This is a genomic window from Vibrio sp. SCSIO 43097 (assembly GCF_023650755.1).
Classification (GTDB): Bacteria; Pseudomonadota; Gammaproteobacteria; order Enterobacterales; family Vibrionaceae; genus Vibrio; species Vibrio alginolyticus.
Window position 1 is genome coordinate 318889 of the sequence record NZ_CP071841.1, and the last position, 17884, is coordinate 336772.

Below are 17884 nucleotides of genomic sequence, written 5' to 3' on the forward strand. Positions count from 1 at the left end.
GCCCCTATTGTTAGGGGCTTTCTGACTAAGTCGCTACTGTTCGCAAAAGTAGCCTTCTTTTGGCGATTGGGTAATCGCATATTCGCCATCGAGGTTGCGATAAACAATCGTGTTCCAAACAGAGCCATCATCCAATTCAAACTCAATAGCATAGTTGACGCCGCTAACGATTTGCGCGTGAACATTCAGTATTTGTTTAAACGACGCTATTGTGTCCATTTTCTCTAAAACAAAGGCCATTGCCTTTTGTGCATCAGGGGTCGCGTTAAACTCATTCCACCCACCTGGCATGTTTCCTTGTGCATTACATACATCTGCCGAGGTCGTTAATTGTGTCGTTTCGCTCGGCTTTTCCTGCTGACAACCTGCAAGTAACACCAAAAGTGCACAAACTGACACTGTTTTTAATTTCATAACAATAACCTCTGTCTATAACGCAACGTATTATAGGAGGGTGATATGCCTACGAATGTCTATGTTGTGCAAAGTTTCTATATGCATAGGGTTAAATGCTGACAAAATGTACAAGCATGGTCAGCTTGTAAGTCAAAAATAGAGCAATCTTGTTAACGATTTGCTGAGATGACGAGGTTTCGGTGTTCAGTGCGCTATTGATGAAGAATTGTGATGTGTACCTATGAAGGTGATGGTGCGGCTTAGTGATCGATTTGTTATCTTCTAGAGTAAAATCAATCACTAATTAAAATTTAGGTGTTGTATGAAATCGATAAAAATATTTTTACTTTTGTCACTTGCAACTTTATTTGGTTGTACCTCGAAGCCGGATGGGGTGGAACCCGTCAATAATTTCGATTTAGAGCCATATCTAGGTAAGTGGTACGAAATTGCACGCCTAGACCATTCATTTGAGCGAGGCTTATCCAACGTTACCGCTGAGTATCAGGTTCGCGAGGATGGTGGGGTTAAGGTGATAAACCGTGGATATTCCGAAGAAGAGCGACAGTGGTCAGAAGCTGAAGGCAAAGCTTATTTTGTTGAAGATAAAACGGTTGGACACTTAAAGGTTTCCTTTTTTGGGCCAATATACTCTTCTTACATTGTTTTTGAGCTAGGTGAAAACTATGACTATGCGTTTGTTTCCGGTTACAACCACGACTATTTGTGGCTATTGTCTAGAACGCCTAACGTTGATGAGAAAGTAGTGGAGCGCTTTAAGTACGTAGCTAAAGAGAAAGGTTTCGCTATCGACGAGCTCATTTTTGTTGAACAAGAGAAACAAAGACAGCTTTAAGTTCATCAGCGTGGCTGAAAAAGCGGACAGAGGGGAAGCTTCCTAATTAAGAGCTCAGTTTGTCATTTCGCTTAACAGTAATTTGTTACCGCGTAACTTAATGTGGTCAAAATGGATATAGCCCCATCATTTGTGATTACTCGTGATGGGGCTTATATAAATTTGAGTGAGCGTCGAAAGGTTGATCTATCAACAAACGGTTATGGTTTACTTAATCAAACGAACGACCAGGGAACCTGGTGCTCGAATAGATTCAACATTGTGGCTAAGTACTGTGCCGCTTGTTGGGGCGGTGTAGCGTTTAATCTCAGCGCCAAAGCTGTCGTATTGAATCGCAAGAAGTTGGCCTTGCTCGACAAAATTCATCAAACTGACATGAGGCAGTACAAAGCCGCCGTGTGTCGCTTTCACACTGACGATTTCGTTTCCTTCCAAGCATGACCTAATAGGGCCCATATCACCTTCAACAATGTTATGCTTTTTCAGCACATTAAAAATGCCTGTTACAGTTCGACTGATGAGTTCTTGCTCGGTGTATCGCCCCATACCTACTTCAACAGTAATGCTTGGGACACCATGGTTATTCCAAACCGTTTCAAGGACGCCAGCATCTCCAGGATCATTTAAAATCGCATCAGGATTAATGAGGCGAGCCATTTCTAATGATTGCTCGATTCGGTAATCTGCAAACACGTAAAGTGGATAGGCCGCACCACTGGTTTGAGTGTGAAGGTCAATGGCTAAATCAGCATTTGGCTTGAGCAAATCATTCCACAATGCATATAAATAACGTTGGGCCTCATTGCCGTTTTGGTCACCAGGAAAAAAGCGGTTTAAGTTTGCAGGAGACGCGTCAGGGTCTGCGGAATAGAAATCGCGGCTGTGGTTTAGCATACCTGGCATGTTAATGGTTGGAACAATAGTGACAGTACCAGCGACTTCAGTGCCGATGAGCTCTCGAGCAGTTTTCTGCGCTGCTAACACACCATTGTACTCATCACCATGAACCCCTGCGGTAATCATGATCTTCTTGCCAGGTTTTTCACCTTTGAACACTAGCACAGGTAGGTGTTGCCACTGAGAGAGAGCATTCGTTGCGATGCGAAACCAAAACTTATGCTCGCCCGAATTTAGGTCTGCTACATTGAGAGATTGAATCACTTGATGACCCTGAATCATGTCATCGAGAAATTGTGTTGCCATTAAAGTTACCACTCCAAAACCATAAGCTAATCTAAAACCTTAGCGTCGTCATACGATGAATATTAATAAGGCGAGAACATGTCTCGCCTTAATTACCAATTGGTTTCGTTTTACGCAAAACCCATAATATGAGCTGCGATAACGACGATACTTGATAGGGTAAAGAGTAATAGAATAAATCGCCAGCAGAATTTTGCCCAGTCACCCCAGTCGATACGGCAGACACCAAGCGTTGCCATCAGAGATGCCGAAGTAGGGACGATAACGTTAGTAAAGCCATCGCCAAGTTGGAATGACAAAACTGCCACTTGGCGTGTAACGCCTGCAATGTCTGCCAGAGGGGCCAGTAGAGGCATCGTTAGTGCCGCTTGTCCAGAGCCCGAAGTGACGAAGAAGTTGAAGATAGATTGGAATACATACATTAACCATGCCGCAGCCACGTCAGGAAGCCCGCTAATCACGCCGCCAGCACTGTTTAGAATTGAATTCAGTACACTCGCTTCATCAGTTGTACCACCACCAAGGATCAACAATACACCTTTTGCACAACCCACTAATAGGGCAGGTGCAAGCATAATAGCTGCACCTTCTTTAAATGCATCAGCTGCGCAGTTTAGCGTCATACCGTTCAGGCGGAAAATCGTACCGATGATCGCGACAACAAAGCCCATAGTGAAAAATTGAGAAGCGATTTCTGGGATGTACCATGCGTTAGCGACTACGCCCCAAACGACCCACACCGTGGTCGCAATAACCGTAAGGATAACGAGTGTGTCACCTAGGTTCCAACGAGAATCTTGATTGCCAAGCTCTTGCTGACGGAAATACTGGTCTGTGCGGTGGCTGTAAGAAAGTTTAGGATTTGACTTCACACGAGCGGCGTAGATCATTGTGAAAGCGATACCGATTAACGTAAAGCCAGCCCATAACCCCATGCGCACTGTCATGCCGGATAAAACAGGTACACCCGCAATGCCTTGCGCAATAGCGACGGAGAAAGGGTTCATCCAAGAAGTAGCAAAGCCAATTTGAGTCGCAACATAGGTAACCATTACCGTAGTGATACCATCATAACCAAGGCGAACCATAAGCGGCGCGATAATAATCGCAAATGCTACGGCTTCTTCACCCATACCAAATACCGCACCGCCTAGCGAGAACAGCAAAAATAGCACTGGAATGAATAGCGCTTCGTTACCTTTGGTCTTATCGATAAGGCGCAGGATACCGTTATCGATTGTGCCTGTGCGCATTACAACGCCGAAAGCACCGCCGATAACCAACATGAACATAATCACGCCGATTGCGCTGCCCCATTTAGAGCCAGAAACTAGCCCTTCGAAAGGGAAGTTCATCAGACCAATGCCACCACCAGAAGCAAACAGGCCGACCTTGTTGTAAACCAATTCACCGTTTTCGTCGGTTGCATAAGAGAAAGAAGAAGGATCGATAACTGTGCGAGTTTTTTCTGCACCGTCGACCATGTAGGTCACCTGTTGGCTATCAAAATGACCAGCAGGAATTAAGTAGGTAAGAATCGCAGCAAGAATACCAACAATGAAGATCAAAATGAGGGTATCTGGCATCTGCCACGACTTAGGGGTAGCAACCGAGTCTGCTGGTTGCGCATGTGTGTGAGACATAACTTACTTCACGTCAAATTCAATAAAGCATGAAATATCGATAAAATAGAATAAAAAGTCAATATTAATGCTTATGTTGAACTATAAATTCATCAAATATTTGAAGTGAAGTTAATTTGATTGTTTTGTGGTCAAATGTTGGGTTAATGTTTCAATATGCGTTGAGTTTGGATGATTCACGAGCTTTCATAGTACATCTACAGGTGATCTAATCACTTGATTTCTGTCTGTTCTGCATAAAAAGCAGCGACATCACGAAGGTCTTCATCATTTAACATTTTTAACTGTGCTGCCATCATTTCTGCAAGTGGCCCTTTACGCTCACCGGCTTGATAAGATTTCATTGCATTGTAAAGGTACTGAGCATTTTGACCAGCAAGGCTTGGATAGGTGTTGTTCGTTGCGATGCCTGTAACACCGTGACAATAGACACAGCTAGGTGATTTGATTTTACCTTTATCAGCATCACCAAACGGCTCGGCATGGATAGCGGAAGAGAAAATAAAAGAGATTAGAAGTACAAATCTGAGCATGGAGGTTATCTATTCGCTAAAAATCATGCCGATACAATAAAGCTTCCCCTTAGGGGAAGCTCAATGATCAAAATCAAATTAAAGTAGAGATTTTATACTTGATAAGAAAGTGTCGATGTCTTTCGCTGAAATATCTTTATGAGTTACAAAACGAATTGGATTTCCAGGGGTTATCGTGATGTTTTGTTCCTTTAGTTTCGCAGCGATACTTACTATGTCCACTTGAGGATCAAGCTTCGCGAACACGATGTTCGTTTGAACAAATTCAGGGTTGACTGAAAAACCAGGCAGTTCTGCTAAACCTTCCGCTAAGGTTTTTGCGTTGATGTGATCTTGTTTTAGCTGTTCCACTTGTTCGGTAAGGGCAAGTTTGCCTGCTGCGGCAAGAATACCCGATTGACGCATACCACCGCCGACCATCTTTCTTAAGCGACGTGCTTTTGCGATGTAGTCTTTGCTACCAAGCAGTAGCGAGCCAACAGGGGCAGCCAGACCTTTCGACAGACAGATCGTCATTGAATCAAAGTACTGACCGATCTCTTTTACCGGAACATCAAGTGCAACGGCTGCGTTAAAAACGCGAGCGCCATCTAGATGCATCTGCAAGTTATGTTTATTCACGAAGTCACGTGCTTCTGCTAAGTAAGACAGAGGTAGTACTTTACCATTAATTGTGTTTTCTAAGCTGAGAAGCTTAGTGCGAGCAAAGTGACAATCATCTGGTTTAATCGCAGCAGCCAGTTTATCAAATGGTAGCGTGCCATCTGGGTTATTTTCGACTGGTTGAGGTTGAATTGATCCCAAAACCGCCGCGCCACCAGCTTCGTATTTGTAGTTATGTGCTTGTTGCCCACATAGATATTCATCTCCCCGCTCGCAATGCGCCATTAAACCGAGCAGATTGGCTTGAGTGCCTGAAGTGGTAAACAAAGCTGCTTCGAAACCAGCAAGCTGCGCAGCAAATTTTTCAAGCTCATTGACCGTAGGGTCATCACCATAAACATCATCCCCAACGGGGGCCTTAAACATGGCTTCTCGCATGGCTTGGGTGGGCTGTGTAACGGTATCTGATCGAAAATCCATGAATGTCTCCTTGGTCAAAGTCCTAAATATATCCGCAAAGGCGCGCTTTGCTTAAGCAAGCGATCGTTTTGGCATCGGTGATCGTGCCATCGACAATCTTTTCTTCGAGTTGCTTGATTGACAAGGTGACGACCTCAATCACTTCGTCTTCATCGCACTCGTAACGGTTTGTTTTGTTGAGCTTTTCGGCAACAAATAGATACTGTATCTCATCACAAAATCCGGCAAGAGGGGTGACTTGGCCGAGAGACGTGAATTTCTCTGCACTAAACCCAGTTTCTTCCTCTAACTCTCTTTTGGCGCAGCAGAGTGGCTCTTCGTTGCCTTCCCTGGTACCAGCAGGAAGTTCCAATAGCCATTTATTAAGTGAAGGCCGAAATTGGTGGACAAGGACAATCTCACCCTCCGCTGTAATAGGGAGAATCACTGCAGCGCCCGGATGATGGATTGTGGTGTGCGTAATTGCCTGTCCTGTAGGAAGCATAACGTCTTCTTCAATCAGAGAAATTTGCTTCCATTTATGAATTATCTTGCTCATGCAGTTATGAACCCTAGCTGTTACCGCATTTTTGATGTTTTTCGACATTAACCACAAATGGTGGGAAACAAAAGCAAAAAATACTGCAACACGACGAAAGCGTTTGCACTTTAAGTGAGCAATGTCTCATAAATGGAAACTTTGATTGCTTCGTCAAGATGGGGAAAAGCATCTGCTATAAGGGGAATTCGACAAAATACATTTGTAACAAAGTTATAACAAGTGTATAAAAATGTTAACGCAATACCACTTCAGTAGCCGGAGAACGTATGACACAAACCTTATTTGCCTCAAATGCCGAAAAAGCGCTTCTCTCAGAACGCATCAATAAATTGGCGAAAGCGTTAACGGATGGCGTTTATGAGCGTGAACATACGATCAAGCTCTGCCTTCTTGCTGCACTTGCTGGTGAAAGTGTTTTTCTTTTAGGCCCCCCTGGTATTGCAAAAAGCTTAATTGCCAAACGACTCATCCAAGCGTTCGATAACAGCAGTTACTTCGAATACCTGATGACGCGCTTCTCAACCCCTGAAGAGGTGTTTGGGCCACTGAGTATCCAAGAGCTAAAAGACAACGGCCGTTATGTTCGCTTAACTAAAGGGTATTTGCCAACTGCACAAGTCGTATTTTTGGATGAAATCTGGAAGGCGGGCCCTGCAATTCTTAATACATTGCTGACAGTGGTTAATGAGAAAACATTCAAAAATGGCAGCGATATCGAGCGTGTGCCAATGCGCTTGTTGGTATCGGCTTCCAATGAATTACCCGATGAAGATAGTGGATTGGATGCGCTCTACGACCGCATGTTGGTACGTGTGTTTGTGAATCGAATTCAGAATAAACAAAACTTTAAGTCGATGTTGACTGTGGGCACATCGCAAGAGGCACAAGTACCAGAAGGCCTAGCGATAACTGATGAAGAATATCATCAATGGCAACAACAGCTCGACAAATTGACGCTAACCGACAATGCATTCGAAAAGCTTTTCCAGCTTAAAACGATGTTAGAAAGCAAAGTTGAAGCTCAGTTTGGTGATGTGGCCAATACCGACATGTATGTCTCTGACCGCCGCTGGAAGAAAGCCGTGAAGTTGTTAAAAGCGAGCGCGTTTTTTAATGGTCGCGATGAAATAAATCCGCTTGACCTTCTACTGTTGCAAGATTGTTTATGGAACAGTCCTGAATCGCGAGATGTGGTACGTGAAGTGGTTCAAGAGTTCGCCTTAAAACATGCATTTGATCAACAAGACGCGGAGCAGGAAATTGAGTACTGCCGTGAGTCTTTGGTTGATGTTCAACATGAACTTGAAGATGCCTACCGCATGACGTTAACGTCTGAAGCGGCAACGGGTATTTTGCGTAAAGAAACCATGCGCTTTGATACCTCTAAAGCCAAGATGTACAAAGTTGGCGCAGCCGTTAACTTAGTTAAATTGGTTGTCTTGCAAAGCAACATGTCGGTTTCAGAATCAGAAAAAGGTGATAGCCGCTGGGTTTATGTACCCAAAGATGAGTTAGATCGAGTCATTAAAGAGGGAAGCGGTGATGTGTATGGTTACGTCAATCAAAACACCAACATGTGCCGTTTACGATTTGACGTTGACGCGACGAACAACCTAGTTATCCGTGATATCGCGAACCGAGGCATTCTGGTTAGTCTAGTGACTCAAGAGGGCTTGGATGTAGAGCTTTACCAAAAGTGGTTAACGCAGAGCGAAAAAGCCGTAAATCAGCTTAGTGAGGCAGAACACCATATGCGTAAGGTGAAAGCGAACTTTCATGATGCGCTTCCGCATAGCTTTGTTGATCCTGAATTACCCCGCCTTATGGAGTCGAGTCTACAACAGGTCAGTCAGAGACTTGAATCAATCCAAGCAGAAAGTGAAAAAGTTATCCAACGCTTTAAAAACTTAAATCAGTTTTTCTCATAAGGAGACGACATGCTAGGTGCAGACGGACTTAACCTCGCGCTGATGGTGGCCGACTCCGGCATCATCGATAGCGCAGTTAATGATTTGATGGCTCGTTCACAAGTCATGATGATGGCAGAAAACCGAGGTATTAAATCTTCGGTCAAAGGTCACTTGTTAAAGTGGCGAGGCAGCGTCAAAAAACGGATCACCAAGGTATGTGAGACAGAGCGTTTCCAACAAGAGCTGTCTTTATATCAAGAGGTTATTCATTGGGATGAAGAGGCGTTTTTTGAAAACATCGAAGATGTGATTAAAAAGCTGGAATGGCACTCTGCGTTTTACATGCAAGCTCGCCGAATGATGGAAAAGAACAAAGGGATGAATAACCCTATGTTCCCTCATTACTTTTGTGATCAATGGTACAAAAGCCTCACCGATGCTATAAAACAAGCGCAAGTAAGCGAGCTTGAAGCCAATAAAGAAAAGGTGCTGAATGACCTGTATCAACGTATGGAAACCATGCGTAATATGGATAAAGTCACGGAGTCGGGTGACGCTGAAAGTGTAGGGCGCCTGTGGGATATGGCATCTGCCAAGTTGAGTAAAACAGACTTAACGGTGATGAAACGCCATGCTGAGTTTCTGAAGAAGCACCAAGGCTTGCAAGAAATTGCGGAGCAACTCGGTCGTATGGCGGGGCAAGTAAATGATCCTGAACTAAATCGTGCGCCCACTGAAGAACTTCAATTGGTCGAAGAGAAAAGTGATGAGGCGACGGATGATATTGTCGGTATTCACGAAAGCGATGATCTAAATAAGCTACTTCCCAACGAAACGATGTTTTTGGCGTATCCTGAACTTGAAGTTGTGTTCTATAAACACTTAGTTGATAAACGGCTCATGAACTATCGTACACAAGGCAAATCGCGCACGTTACGTAAAGTTAAAGCTCACCGACCTGACCATAAAGCGGTAGATATCGAAAAAGGCCCCTTCATTGTTTGTGTGGACGCGTCCGGTTCCATGAGTGGCTTTCCTGAGCAATGCGCCAAAGCCATGGCTTATGCTCTGATGCAAATCGCACTAGCGGAGCAACGTGATTGCTATGTCATTATTTTTTCTACGGAACACATTACCTACGAACTAACCAAACAAGATGGTCTGCGCGAGGCGGCGGACTTTCTAACTTATAGCTTCCATGGTGGTACAGACTTAGAGCCAACTTTGATTAAATCTATCGACTTGATGAGCGGTGATAAATATAAAAACGCAGACATGGTAGTCATTTCCGACTTTATCGCGCCAAAACAACAAGACGAGTTACTGGCCAAAGTGGATGCGCTCAAAGCGAAGAAAAACCGTTTTCACGCGATTAGCTTATCGAAATACGGAAATCCTGCATTAATGTCGATGTTTGATCACACTTGGTCTTATCACCCTAATGTTGTGGGAAGATTGCTAAAAAGGGTCAGCAACTATTAAACGCCTTAATGTTTCATGGGACAAAACGAACTGAAAGCGAGATTTATATTGCTTCGTTTTAAGCCAATAAGATCGAACTTTGGTCGAATTGACTTAAAAGAAATCAAACGAACAGAAAATGAAATGTTTTTGTTTGACTATCTTCTCTCAATCCGTAAAGTAGCCACCAACGCAACGGGGTAGAGCCCTGAAGCGTAATAAAAAGGCGCCTTGGCAGAGTGGCTATGCAGCGGATTGCAAATCCGTGGACCTCGGTTCGACTCCGGGAGGCGCCTCCATTATTCTTTTGAGAGCGAATGGCTTTCGAGAATAAATGCGACACTAGCTCAGTTGGTAGAGCGCAACCTTGCCAAGGTTGAGGTCACGAGTTCGAACCTCGTGTGTCGCTCCAAATTATTCAGATATGGCCATGGCGGTATCTCGATGCCAAGTGCATCAACTTAAAACCAGCGAAAGCTGGTTTTTTTGTATCTGAAGACTGATAAATTCACACCATCTCTTTTTCATTACCTGTGAGCTTAGCAACCCCATCTCTGTCACGAGTTTCTGATATTAAGTGTGACCCGATGTTTCGCACCTCAGCCAATTTCAGTTTACAATACGGGCTTCCAAAGGATTTGACGAAGACGCATGAGAAATACCGACGATTACATCATTTTTTATCACTTGATCGAGCAAGGTTCATTCAGTGCTGCCGCGAGACATATGTCACTGACCAAATCGGTCGTCAGTAAACGGATTGCCAAGCTTGAACAAGAGCTTGGTGTACAGCTTCTCTACCGAACAACGCGAACGCTAACGTTGACTGAAGCAGGACGAGCGTTTTTTACTCATGCAAAAGCGGTTTATCAAGCGGTGGCAACGGCGGAAGAATCCATTGTGGGTTTAGGTAAAAACTTATCTGGAAACATTAAAATTTCGGTGCCTACTATCTCTGGTGAATTAATTCTTCCTCAAGTGATTAATGAATTTAATCAGAAATACCCAGACATCAATATCGATATGGATCTAGATAATCGTTTCGTCGATATCGTGAATGAACGTTTTGATTTGGCAATTAGAACGGGTGTGTTGCCAGATTCTAGTCTGATTGCAAGAAAGCTGGTGGATGCAAATTGGATCATTTGCGCGTCACCCCAATACCTAGCTAAACATGGCATACCTAAACAACCTCAAGCCTTGGCTAAACACAATTGTTTAGTCTATTCCTACCAAGAAACCGGAGCGCATGAGTGGGCGTTTAAAGATGGAGACGAGGTATATCAAATCACCGTCGACGGTAACCTCTGTACTAACAATTCTTCTGTATTGAGAAATGTGGCGCTGTTAGGGCAGGGAATCATCTATGTGCCGCGTGTATTGGTTTATGAAGACTTAAAGCAAGGCAGTCTGATTCAGTTATTTAAAGACGAAACAGCCAAATGTTTGGGTATTTATGCGGTGTACCCTTACACTCGTCAGCAACCAGAAAAAATTAAGATCTTTATCGATCATCTATACACAAGCTTTCAAAGTCAAAACCATCGATTTTAAGCCAATAACTCAACACCGATCGTTATGTTGGTGTTGAGCTTATGTTTCCATCTTCATTTCTAAGAGTCCTCTTAAATTTAGGAGCTTACGCTTCTCCTCGTTTTCTTCACTAATATTGATAACAAGATACCCCGCACAACTGTTAACAAATGGTTTTGCTATTGTTTCTTTTAAGAAACGGTCTGTTTCTTACGTTAAATTTCTCAAATGTGAAAGATAAGTAACAGAAAAATAAAGAATTATTTTGTTTGTTGTTTATTGATTACGTATTGTTCGTCCGCCTGACATAGACGCAGAGAAATGGACTGCTTATAGTGGCTCAAACGCCATGCCTGCCGCTAAGCGGTGTTGTGAGCGAAGTACAATAACTAGAGATACGGATATGAAACAAAAGCAGCTGATTGAAGAATTTAAAACCATCGTGGGGGAAGAAAATGTTCTAACCGACGAGGTTAAAACGAAATATTACCGCTCGGGGTTTCGTTCGGGTAGTGGTAATGCGCTTGCTATCGTGTTTCCTAACACTCTTCTAGAACAATGGAAGATTATTAAACAGTGTGTTGAAGCAAACTGCATCATTATCATGCAGGCGGCTAAAACAGGTTTAACAGAGGGCTCGGCTCCGAGTGGTAATGATTATGATCGCGATGTGGTTGTGGTCAATATTACCAAAATCAAGAAGATTCACTTATTAGATGGTGGTAAGCAGGCGGTTTGCTTGCCTGGTGCGAGCTTACACTCTTTGGAGAAAGAGTTGAAGGCAGTGAACCGAGCACCGCATTCTATCATCGGCTCTTCATCGCTAGGTGCCACTGTGGTCGGTGGTATCGCCAATAACTCAGGCGGTGCGCTAGTTAAGCGTGGTCCTGCTTATACGGAACTGGCGATCTATGCGCAGGTGGATAAGCAAGGCCAGTTACATTTGGTGAACCACCTTGGTATTGAAGGATTAGGTGAAACGCCAGAAGAAATTCTAACAAACCTGCAAGAAGGGAACTTTGACCCAGCGAAGATCATTCATGATGAGCGAATGGCGTCAGACAAAGAATACGATGAACGTGTTCGAGACGTGACTTCTGACATTCCTTCTCGCTTTAATGCCGATGAACGCCGATTATTTGAAGCTAGTGGCTGCGCTGGCAAGTTGGGTGTTTTTGCCGTTCGGGTTGACAGCTACCCAGTACCCGAAAAAGAGCAGGTTTTTTACCTTGGCACCAATGACCCTGCGAAACTAACGAAGTTGCGAAAAGACTTCTTATCTACGTTTGATAACTTGCCTGAGATGGGAGAATACTTGCATCGAGATATCTTCAACATGGCAGAGAAGTACGGCAAGGATGTGTTCTTATCCATCGACTTGTTAGGCACAGATAAGCTGCCAAAAATGTTCGCACTTAAAGCTAAGGTAGAAAACTTCTTAGAGCGCATCCCGTTTGTCAGTAAATATCTGCCAGACACCATTTTGTACTACGCGAGCAAGTTGTTCCCACAACACTTACCAGAGCGAATGCTGGATTTCCGTGACAAGTATGAGCATCACCTGGTATTGAAAATGAGTGATGGTGGTATTGCTGAAGCACAAAAATACCTCAAAGAAGTTTGGGCTGTTGAAGACGACTGTGATTTCTTCGAGTGTACGCCGGAAGAGGGTAAAAAAGCTTATTTACATCGCTTTGCAGCAGCAGGAGCAGCAATTCGTTACGAGACGATTCACCGAAAAGACGTAGAAGACATCGTTGCACTTGATATCGCTTTGCGACGTAATGATGAAGAGTGGCTAGAAACTTTGCCTGAAGAGGTGAGTAAGAACCTTGTTCAAGCGCTCTATTATGGTCACTTTATGTGTTACGTCTTCCATCAAGATTACATTTTCAAAAAAGGGACTGACACGAAGTTGATGAAAAAGCTGATGCTAGAGCACCTCAATAGCCGTGGTGCCAAATACCCAGCAGAACATAACGTGGGTCACTTGTATGAAGCCGAAAACTCGTTGCAGAAGTTTTACCACGAATTAGACCCAACCAATACCTTTAACCCTGGTATTGGTAAAATGGACAAATATAAGCGCAATTGTAACTGCTGTGCGTGATGTGCTGTCTCACCATGATTAATAATCGTTGTTCATCGTTAAAATGATGAGCATAAGATAAGCCCTGATGACACTCGTGACATCAGGGCTTTGTGTTTTGGGTCTTTTATTGATGACTGGTATCGGCTTTGAAACAACGACTAAAGAGCACGTACTGCAGCGGCGGCGATGATGCCTGCTGCGATTGCGGGTAGAGGCTTTTTCACGATGAACATGACAACGGCAGTAGAAAACAGTGCTGCTCTAGCACCGTTATCACCCTCTACTGCTAGCGGAGCTAAAAGGGCAACCAATACGGAGCCTGACATCGCAGTAATGAAACGTTGAACCCGTTCGCTAATTGGAATGAATGACATAACATACACTCCGCCCCAGCGGGTTATGAGCGTGACTAACGCCATAGCGATAATGATAAGCAGTGTGCCACCTAAGGTTGTTTCGATGTTCATGCTTTCTTCTCCTTCCAACAAGCACCCAAGACTCCGCCAGTAATGGCGCCAACCACTACGTGGCTATTCTCTGGCAAATACCAATACGCCAACATAGAAGAGGCTGCTGCTATGGCCCAAATAGCAAAGATTCTTAAGTCTTTCGGCCCGGCCACCACCATAGACAGCAGGAAGCATCCCATAACCATATCGAGCCCTAGGCCCACCGGATCTTTGATTGCGCTACCAAAATAAATGCCGATCCAGGTGCCCACAATCCAAAAAGACCACATCGCTAAGCCGCCACCAACAAGCAAGCCAAAGCCTGGTTCTTTTCTACCAAATGCATTGAGTGCCATTGCCCAGTTAGCGTCTGATGCTACCAGCATTACACCGTAACGTTTTGTTGGTGGGAGTTGTCGTAACCATGGATAAAGTGTAGCTCCCATCAAGAGGTGACGAGCATTAATAGCAAATACAGTAATAAGAACTGGAATGAGAGGGACTTCTGCTCCCCACATTTCTAACGTGGCAAATTGTGAAGCACCGGCGAAGACCAGTGTGCTCATCAACATAGTGGGAAATACATCTAGTCCAGTCTGTACCGCAGCAACACCGAAAGCGAGGCCAAATATGACCACGAACATAGAGAGGGGTAAAAGTTGGGTGAAGCCGTTCCAGACGTCAAGCCGATTAAATTCGTGCAACTCAGTGGAGGAGCGTTGAAGATGTTGAGTATTTTCTGTCATAGAGATACCTAGCTAGCAGGCAAAGGGGCAGTGCCATACGAGTGTGTTTGTTATTCTTTTGTAAACTTCATGTTTAACATCAATTGGAGGGGCTTTCAAACTCTAAGTGCTATATAAAATTGAGCCATCCAAGCGGCTTTAAGAAACAGAGTGTAGAGAGTCGCGCTTGGTAGTGCTAAAGGAGAATAAAACAACAGAAATAGTAAGCTCTGTTTAATTGATAACATCACGAGCTAGTACAGATTAGTAAATAAGAAAGAAAGCGAGCACGAGGCTCGCTTTTTCGCTCTGTTACGAATAACTGAATAGGTTTATTTTACGTAGACACGAGGGTTCGCGCTTCCCCAAACCGTGTATAGTTCAGGGAAGATGACTTCTGCGTGTTTTTCCATCTCAGCAGCTGAAATCGTTTTGCCTTGTTGGGAGCCAAACAAAACAACTTCAGAACCAGGCTCAACATCTTTGATACCTGTAACATCTACCATAGTAGTGTTCATTGAAGCAACGCCCGCAACTTTTGCACGTTGGCCATTGATCAGAACTTCTGCCGTATTCCCCATTTTTCGTGGATAACCATCAGAGTAACCAACAGGAATGTTCGCCATTAAGCTTTCTTTGCTTGTTGTGTAGCTGCTGTCGTAACCGACTGTGCTATTTTTTGGCAGGTGGTGAACGGATGCCACGCGTGTTTTGAAAGACACGATAGAAGGGTACTCAGGGTTAGTTGGTAAGTCTCCGTATAAAACGCCACCAGGACGAACCATATCAAGCTGCGCCTCAGGAACATTAAGCGCGGTGTAAGAGTTTGCTACGTGCAGTAAAATGTTGTCGCGTTTTAGATTCGCTTCTTTAATCAGCCATGCAGAACTGTCTTTGAATGAAGCTAACTTTTGGCGCACGTCGTCTGCATTGTAGTTAGGGAAATGAGTCATGATACCAACAATATTTACGCCAGCTTGTTGAGCGATTTTTAGCGCTTCTTTCTTGCCTGCTTCTGTCGTCATATCAACACCATTACGTCCCATACCACCGTCGTTCAGAGCAAGGTGAACTTTGATTTCTTTACCAGCTTTCTCGGCTAGTTTAGACAGTGCTTTAGCTTGCTCTGCTGTGCCTATCAACTCTTCGACATTTAGGTCGATTACGGCTTCAATCTCGCCAATATCCGCTGAGCGTACACGCATAAGTTGGCCTTTAAAGCCACTGTCGCGAACAGTTTGTGCTTCGGCGTTACTTGCAACGGCAACGCAAGGAATTTGTTGCTCGATAATAGTCGGCATCAGGCCTGCGATACCATTGCCGTATGCGTCGGCTTTCATCACGGCGCAGATTTTCGTTTTGCCATCCATGTGCGATTTAAACTGCTCAATATTATCGCGGAACTGACCTAAGTTTATTTCTAGCCAAGCGTTAGCACCTTGAACTTGCTCTGCTTTTGCTGCTGTATTGCTAATTTGAAGAGGAGCGGCAGTGGCTTGCATTACAGGAACCGCGACTGCAGCAGCGATAGTCAGTGATAGTAAGGTTTTATTTAAGCGCATAAAGTCTCCGTACGCGTTTTTTGTATTGGTTATGTTATTGAGTACTTGGGGAAAGTACCTGACGAAGTAAAACGCTCCAAGTGGTGCTTTGGAGCGTTTATTAAGATAGTGATTTAATATATACCTAAATATATCTCAGTGATGACATTCAATTTAAGCAAATCGGGATTGATTTGATATCTACTAAGGTATCCACTGAGTTTAACTCAGTTTAAAGCGGCTCATTACATCTTTAAGAGAAATGGATAGCTGGCTTAGTTCGCGGCACGCCTGTGCGGTTTGCTCCGAACCTTGCGAGACCTCTTGAGATGCCAAATGTATGTTTTCAATGCTGCGGTTAAGCTCTTCCGCAACAGAGTCTTGCTGGTTACAAGCCGTGGCGATTTGGGTACCCATGTCTGAGATGTCCGAAATCGAATGCTCAATGTCGCTCATCAGCTGTTTTGATTGAATGCCTTGTTCTGCACATTCTGAGATACTGGTTCTAGAAAGTTCAGTAGCTGATTTTGCGTCTTTTGCAAGTGATTGTAGCTGCTCAATGATCGAAGTGATTTCACTCGTTGAATCTTGCGTACGGCCGGCAAGAGTTCGAACTTCGTCTGCAACGACGGCAAAGCCACGACCAGACTCACCAGCACGCGCCGCTTCAATGGCTGCATTAAGTGCAAGTAGGTTGGTTTGATCGGCAATGTCGCGGATAACATCCACGATCACGTTAATTTTATTCGATTGCTGTTCAAGCTCTGCTACGGTATCGCCTGCAGCGCCAATTACGTTTGAAACTTCTTGAATCGCGTCAACCATACCTTGGGTTTCACGAACACCGTGTTGTGTGCGTCGGTTTGCTTCGTTAGCTTGGTTCGCTGAGTCTTCAGTGTTACGAGCAACATCGGCTACGGCCGCTTTCATTTCTGTCATTGCTGTTGCGATGTGCGTAATTTGCAGCTGTTGATCTTTCATACCAGACGCAGAAATATCGGAGATTTGGTTCATCTCTTCGACAGCGCTGCTTAACTGAGTAACTGCAGCAATCACGTTATCGATAACTTGGCGTAAGTCATCTTGCATCTTAGTGGTCGCGTCTGCCAGTTCACCAAGCTCGTCATTGCCGATTGCTTTACGGTCAATGTCACTTGATAGATCACCTGTCGCGATGGCATTTGCTTGCTCAACAACAAGTTTAAGTGGGCCACAAATTAGGCGAGTCAGCACGTAGGTCATGCCTACCATGATCAGTAGAATAATCACGTTACTTGCAATTGAAGAATTACTCAATCCATTTACAGAGGACAGGATATGAGTTTTGTTGCTATCCATAGCTTCTTTAAGGAGACGGATTAGTTCGCCTAACTCTGAGTCAACCGCTTCGAAAGCAGACAAAGAGTTCGCCAAAATAGGGTGGGCCTTGCTTTTGTCGTTAGCTAGCATCGCTTCATTGTACTGGTCCATAGTAACCAAGTACTTTTTCCACTGACGCATAAGACGCTGGTAAGTTTGCTGCTCTTCGCCAGGCCAGATAGTTTCACCGTAAGCGTTGAGCTCTCTAGTGATCTTTTCGCGTTCTCTAATATTGTTAGAAATTTTAGTTTTGACTTGGTCTGCGTCTTCATAAGTGTACGCAGCAAATTGAGCTCGGCGCCAGCGAGACAAATGATCTCGAATCGAATCGACCCTTTCCATTGCAGGAAGCGTATCATCGGTATAGTTTAAAAGCTCAGATTTGATGCTTTTGAGCTCTGTAGATAAAAACACGCCAAATGCAATGTTGACGATGGCAATGAGTAAAAACGATAGCGATATCTTTTTCGCTATAGAAAGATTCTTGATAGACATTAGTGATATACCTTGTTTTTCTTATGTTGTGTCGCCAAAGTAAACCACATCCTTATATGTGATA

At 44.1% G+C, this 17884-nt stretch carries 15 protein-coding genes and 2 tRNA genes; 7 read left to right on the forward strand and 10 right to left on the reverse strand.

Going from position 1 to position 17884, the window contains the following annotated elements; translation table 11 throughout:
- Nucleotides 1–33: 33 nt before the first annotated feature.
- Nucleotides 34–414, reverse strand: coding sequence for a cystatin family protein (locus J4N40_RS17805; protein ID WP_172563844.1), 381 nt, complete (start codon nucleotides 412–414; stop codon nucleotides 34–36).
- Nucleotides 415–718: 304 nt separating this feature from the next.
- On the opposite strand from J4N40_RS17805, the gene J4N40_RS17810 reads away from it, so the two are divergent.
- Nucleotides 719–1252 (forward strand): lipocalin family protein, encoded by a 534-nt coding sequence (locus J4N40_RS17810; RefSeq protein WP_017820207.1) that lies wholly within the window; start codon nucleotides 719–721, stop codon nucleotides 1250–1252.
- 207 nt (nucleotides 1253–1459) lie between these two features.
- Here the strand turns inward: J4N40_RS17810 and J4N40_RS17815 are convergent, their stop codons facing one another.
- From J4N40_RS17815 to J4N40_RS17835, 5 genes are all read right to left on the reverse strand, one after another.
- Entirely contained in the window at nucleotides 1460–2455 is a 996-nt protein-coding gene (locus J4N40_RS17815) for a succinylglutamate desuccinylase/aspartoacylase family protein (RefSeq protein ID WP_250654629.1), read from the reverse strand.
- A 110-nt stretch (nucleotides 2456–2565) separates the two neighbouring features.
- A complete protein-coding gene (gene yfcC / locus J4N40_RS17820) occupies nucleotides 2566–4098 on the reverse strand; it encodes a putative basic amino acid antiporter YfcC (protein ID WP_005387492.1) in 1533 nt (510 codons plus the stop codon).
- A 212-nt stretch (nucleotides 4099–4310) separates the two neighbouring features.
- A complete protein-coding gene (locus J4N40_RS17825; protein WP_017633643.1) occupies nucleotides 4311–4631 on the reverse strand; it encodes a c-type cytochrome in 321 nt (106 codons plus the stop codon).
- A 78-nt stretch (nucleotides 4632–4709) separates the two neighbouring features.
- The gene (gene ltaE, locus J4N40_RS17830; protein ID WP_054578964.1) at nucleotides 4710–5714 is read right to left on the reverse strand and encodes a low-specificity L-threonine aldolase; all 1005 of its coding nucleotides are present in this window, start codon (nucleotides 5712–5714) and stop codon (nucleotides 4710–4712) included.
- 22 nt (nucleotides 5715–5736) lie between these two features.
- Nucleotides 5737–6252, reverse strand: coding sequence for an NUDIX hydrolase (locus tag J4N40_RS17835; protein WP_017820203.1), 516 nt, complete (start codon nucleotides 6250–6252; stop codon nucleotides 5737–5739).
- A gap of 269 nt (nucleotides 6253–6521) precedes the next feature.
- Between J4N40_RS17835 and J4N40_RS17840 the strand changes: the two genes are divergently transcribed.
- The 6 genes from J4N40_RS17840 to dld all read left to right on the forward strand — a co-directional run bounded on the left by J4N40_RS17840 (nucleotide 6522) and on the right by dld (nucleotide 13269).
- On the forward strand, nucleotides 6522–8183 hold the full coding sequence (locus tag J4N40_RS17840; RefSeq protein WP_250654630.1) for an ATPase RavA domain-containing protein: 1662 nt from the start codon (nucleotides 6522–6524) through the stop codon (nucleotides 8181–8183).
- 9 nt (nucleotides 8184–8192) lie between these two features.
- A complete protein-coding gene (gene viaA / locus J4N40_RS17845; protein ID WP_250654631.1) occupies nucleotides 8193–9647 on the forward strand; it encodes an ATPase RavA stimulator ViaA in 1455 nt (484 codons plus the stop codon).
- 204 nt (nucleotides 9648–9851) lie between these two features.
- A tRNA-Cys gene (locus tag J4N40_RS17850) sits at nucleotides 9852–9925 on the forward strand.
- Nucleotides 9926–9962: 37 nt separating this feature from the next.
- Nucleotides 9963–10038, forward strand: a tRNA-Gly gene (locus J4N40_RS17855).
- Nucleotides 10039–10277: 239 nt separating this feature from the next.
- A complete protein-coding gene (locus J4N40_RS17860) occupies nucleotides 10278–11180 on the forward strand; it encodes a LysR family transcriptional regulator (RefSeq protein WP_017633645.1) in 903 nt (300 codons plus the stop codon).
- 382 nt (nucleotides 11181–11562) lie between these two features.
- Nucleotides 11563–13269: a D-lactate dehydrogenase gene (dld, locus tag J4N40_RS17865; protein WP_053303669.1), complete on the forward strand. Its 1707-nt coding sequence runs from the start codon at nucleotides 11563–11565 to the stop codon at nucleotides 13267–13269.
- A 140-nt stretch (nucleotides 13270–13409) separates the two neighbouring features.
- Here the strand turns inward: dld and J4N40_RS17870 are convergent, their stop codons facing one another.
- The 4 genes from J4N40_RS17870 to J4N40_RS17885 all read right to left on the reverse strand — a co-directional run bounded on the left by J4N40_RS17870 (nucleotide 13410) and on the right by J4N40_RS17885 (nucleotide 17820).
- The gene (locus J4N40_RS17870) at nucleotides 13410–13718 is read right to left on the reverse strand and encodes an AzlD family protein (RefSeq protein WP_017820198.1); all 309 of its coding nucleotides are present in this window, start codon (nucleotides 13716–13718) and stop codon (nucleotides 13410–13412) included.
- On the reverse strand, nucleotides 13715–14446 hold the full coding sequence (locus J4N40_RS17875) for an AzlC family ABC transporter permease (RefSeq protein WP_017820197.1): 732 nt from the start codon (nucleotides 14444–14446) through the stop codon (nucleotides 13715–13717). Before J4N40_RS17875 ends, J4N40_RS17870 begins: the two co-directional genes overlap by 4 nt.
- 311 nt (nucleotides 14447–14757) lie before the next feature.
- A complete protein-coding gene (alr, locus tag J4N40_RS17880; protein ID WP_225455652.1) occupies nucleotides 14758–15987 on the reverse strand; it encodes an alanine racemase in 1230 nt (409 codons plus the stop codon).
- A 201-nt stretch (nucleotides 15988–16188) separates the two neighbouring features.
- Complete coding sequence (locus J4N40_RS17885; RefSeq protein ID WP_005375988.1) at nucleotides 16189–17820, reverse strand: methyl-accepting chemotaxis protein; 1632 nt, start codon at nucleotides 17818–17820, stop codon at nucleotides 16189–16191.
- Nucleotides 17821–17884 lie beyond the last annotated feature (64 nt).

What these genes read in the sequence shown, in the direction of transcription:
- alr (WP_225455652.1), bottom strand. Translation starts at nt 15,987, where the DNA reads ATGCGCTTAAATAAAACCTTACTATCACTGACTATCGCTGCTGCAGTC.
- J4N40_RS17875 (WP_017820197.1), bottom strand. Translation starts at nt 14,446, where the DNA reads ATGACAGAAAATACTCAACATCTTCAACGCTCCTCCACTGAGTTGCAC.
- J4N40_RS17840 (WP_250654630.1), top strand. Translation starts at nt 6,522, where the DNA reads ATGACACAAACCTTATTTGCCTCAAATGCCGAAAAAGCGCTTCTCTCA.
- ltaE (WP_054578964.1), bottom strand. Translation starts at nt 5,714, where the DNA reads ATGGATTTTCGATCAGATACCGTTACACAGCCCACCCAAGCCATGCGA.
- J4N40_RS17815 (WP_250654629.1), bottom strand. Translation starts at nt 2,455, where the DNA reads ATGGCAACACAATTTCTCGATGACATGATTCAGGGTCATCAAGTGATT.
- J4N40_RS17835 (WP_017820203.1), bottom strand. Translation starts at nt 6,252, where the DNA reads ATGAGCAAGATAATTCATAAATGGAAGCAAATTTCTCTGATTGAAGAA.
- yfcC (WP_005387492.1), bottom strand. Translation starts at nt 4,098, where the DNA reads ATGTCTCACACACATGCGCAACCAGCAGACTCGGTTGCTACCCCTAAG.
- J4N40_RS17825 (WP_017633643.1), bottom strand. Translation starts at nt 4,631, where the DNA reads ATGCTCAGATTTGTACTTCTAATCTCTTTTATTTTCTCTTCCGCTATC.
- dld (WP_053303669.1), top strand. Translation starts at nt 11,563, where the DNA reads ATGAAACAAAAGCAGCTGATTGAAGAATTTAAAACCATCGTGGGGGAA.
- viaA (WP_250654631.1), top strand. Translation starts at nt 8,193, where the DNA reads ATGCTAGGTGCAGACGGACTTAACCTCGCGCTGATGGTGGCCGACTCC.
- J4N40_RS17860 (WP_017633645.1), top strand. Translation starts at nt 10,278, where the DNA reads ATGAGAAATACCGACGATTACATCATTTTTTATCACTTGATCGAGCAA.
- J4N40_RS17870 (WP_017820198.1), bottom strand. Translation starts at nt 13,718, where the DNA reads ATGAACATCGAAACAACCTTAGGTGGCACACTGCTTATCATTATCGCT.
- J4N40_RS17885 (WP_005375988.1), bottom strand. Translation starts at nt 17,820, where the DNA reads ATGTCTATCAAGAATCTTTCTATAGCGAAAAAGATATCGCTATCGTTT.
- J4N40_RS17805 (WP_172563844.1), bottom strand. Translation starts at nt 414, where the DNA reads ATGAAATTAAAAACAGTGTCAGTTTGTGCACTTTTGGTGTTACTTGCA.
- J4N40_RS17810 (WP_017820207.1), top strand. Translation starts at nt 719, where the DNA reads ATGAAATCGATAAAAATATTTTTACTTTTGTCACTTGCAACTTTATTT.